At 67.1% G+C, this 2286-nt stretch carries 2 protein-coding genes and 1 pseudogene; 2 read left to right on the top strand and 1 reads right to left on the bottom strand.

Features of this window, described 5'->3' with window-relative positions:
- Positions 1-82 precede the first annotated feature (82 nt).
- Entirely contained in the window at positions 83-274 is a 192-nt protein-coding gene (locus tag ACWNCF_RS01840; protein ID WP_449405810.1) for a hypothetical protein, read from the top strand.
- Entirely contained in the window at positions 261-671 is a 411-nt protein-coding gene (locus ACWNCF_RS01835; RefSeq protein WP_449405809.1) for a GtrA family protein, read from the top strand. Before ACWNCF_RS01840 ends, ACWNCF_RS01835 begins: the two co-directional genes overlap by 14 nt.
- A 77-nt stretch (positions 672-748) precedes the next feature.
- Here the strand turns inward: ACWNCF_RS01835 and ACWNCF_RS01830 are convergent.
- Positions 749-2129: pseudogene (locus ACWNCF_RS01830) on the bottom strand (DEAD/DEAH box helicase).
- Positions 2130-2286 lie beyond the last annotated feature (157 nt).

The following is a 2286-nucleotide window of genomic DNA, read 5'->3' as shown; positions in this document are numbered from 1 at the left end:
TGCACTTCGTTCAGTTACGTATTGCTAAGGTTAAAACGGAGGAGTTAGTTGGATGATCCAGCACCTGTACGCCACGCTGATCGTGGTCCGCACGCTCGTGCACGGCATCGACGTGCCGGGCTATGCCTCGCTGATGGCGGGCGGCATGTTCCTCGGGGGCGTGCAACTGATCGGCATCGGCGTGCTGGGCGAGTACATCGGCCGCATCTACCATGAGGTCAAGCGCCGCCCTATCTATCTCGTGCGCGAGGAGCACCGCGTTGAACGGTCCTGACGCGCGGCTCGCCGGCCTGCTGGCCCGCTACCGCGCACTGCTGGTATTCGGTACGATCGGCGTCGCCAACACCCTGCTCCATTCGGGGACCGTGGTATTCCTCGTCGAACGCGCGCTGGCCGGGCCGGTGCCGGCCAACGTGGCCGGTTTCGCCGTCGCGAACACGGCGTCCTATTTCGCCAACTGCAGGTTCACGTTTCGCCAACCGCCGAGCTGGCGCCGCTACCGGACCTTCCTGACGGTGTCGCTGCTCAGCCTTGCGCTCACCGTCGGCCTGTCCGCCTTCGCCCAGGCGATGCACTGGCATTACCTCATCGGTCTCCTGATGGTCCTGTTGTGCGGCCCGGTACTGACCTATGCGCTGCACAAGTCCGTGACCTTCCGCCGTTCCGCCTGAGCCGGCGACCCAGCGAAAAAAGCCCGCCGCGCAGCGACAGGCCTTCGTTCACGGATACCGCGTGTGCTTACTGCCGCTCACTGCTTCGGCAAGCCGCCCAGCAGCGCGGCCAGCTTGGGCTTCGGCTTGCTCGACGCGGCCGGTGCCGCGGCCATTTCCTTGCGCGGGGCCGCGGCCGGCTCGTAGGGCTTGAGGAACCACGGATCGACCTTGTCGCGACGCGGCGCGCCCATGCCGCGCGGGCCGCGGTCCGTGCGCTCCGGACGTTCGCCGCGCGGAGCGTCCGATTCGCGGCGCCCGCCGCGGCGGTCGGCAGTGCGATCGGGAGCGCGCTCGCCGCCGCGCGAGGGCGTGAAGCCGGTCGGCTTCGCCGCGCGTGATGGTCTGCTTGATCAGCTTCTCGATGTCGGCCAGCAGGCGCTCGTCCTTGTCCGAAAACACGGACAGCGCATCGCCCGTGGCGCCGGCGCGGCCGGTGCGGCCGATGCGGTGGACGTAATCCTCGGCGTTGTACGGCAGGTCGTAGTTGATCACGCACGGCAGGTCGGTGATGTCGAGGCCGCGCGCCGCGACGTCGGTCGCGACGAGCACGTCGATCTCGCCGTTCTTGAACGCGTCCAGCGCGGCGATGCGTTCCTGCTGGGTCTTGTCGCCGTGGATCGCGGACGCCTTGATGCCGGCCTGCTCGAGGTAGCGCGCCAGGCGCGAGGCGCCGATCTTGGTGTTCGAGAACACCAGCACCTGCTTCAGGTCGCGCGCACGGATCAGGTGCTCGACGACGTTGCGCTTCTGCTCTTCGTCGACCTTGTACAGCACCTGCGTGATCGAGGTGTTGGTGGCGTTGCTGCGCGCGACTTCGATCGTCAGCGGATCGTTCAGGAAGCTGCCCGCCAGCTTCTTGATCTCGGGCGAGAACGTGGCCGAGAACATCAGGTTCTGGCGCTTCTTCGGCAGCAGGTTGATGATGCGCTGCAGGTCGGGCAGGAAACCCATGTCGAGCATGCGGTCGGCTTCGTCCATCACGAGCATCTGGACCTGGCCCAGGCTGATGTTCTTCTGCTCCACGTGGTCGAGCAGGCGGCCCGGCGTGGCGATGACGATCTCGACGCCGCGGCGCAGGATCTCGGTCTGCGGCTTCATGTCCATACCGCCGAAGACGACGGTGGAACGCAGCGGCGTGTGCTGGGCGTAGGCCTTGACGTTCTCGGCGACCTGGATCGCCAGTTCGCGCGTCGGTGTCAGCACCAGCGCGCGCACGGCATGGCGCGCGGGCGACATGCTCGTGTTGGCGTGCGGGAGCAGCAGCTGGAGGATCGGCAGTTGGCGAAATAGGACGCCGTGTTCGCGACGGCGAAACCGGCCACGTTGGCCGGCACCGGCCCGGCCAGCGCGCGTTCGACGAGGAATACCACGGTCCCCGAATGGAGCAGGGTGTTGGCGACGCCGATCGTACCGAATACCAGCAGTGCGCGGTAGCGGGCCAGCAGGCCGGCGAGCCGCGCGTCGACGCTCAACGCGGTGCTCCTCGCGCACGAGATAGATAGGGCGGCGCTTGACCTCATGGTAGATGCGGCCGATGTACTCGCCCAGCACGCCGATGCCGATGGTTGCACAT

It is taken from the genome of Massilia phosphatilytica (genome assembly GCF_977014125.1).
Note: the sequence above shows the minus strand (reverse complement) of the source record. Positions and strands in the feature narration are given on the sequence as shown.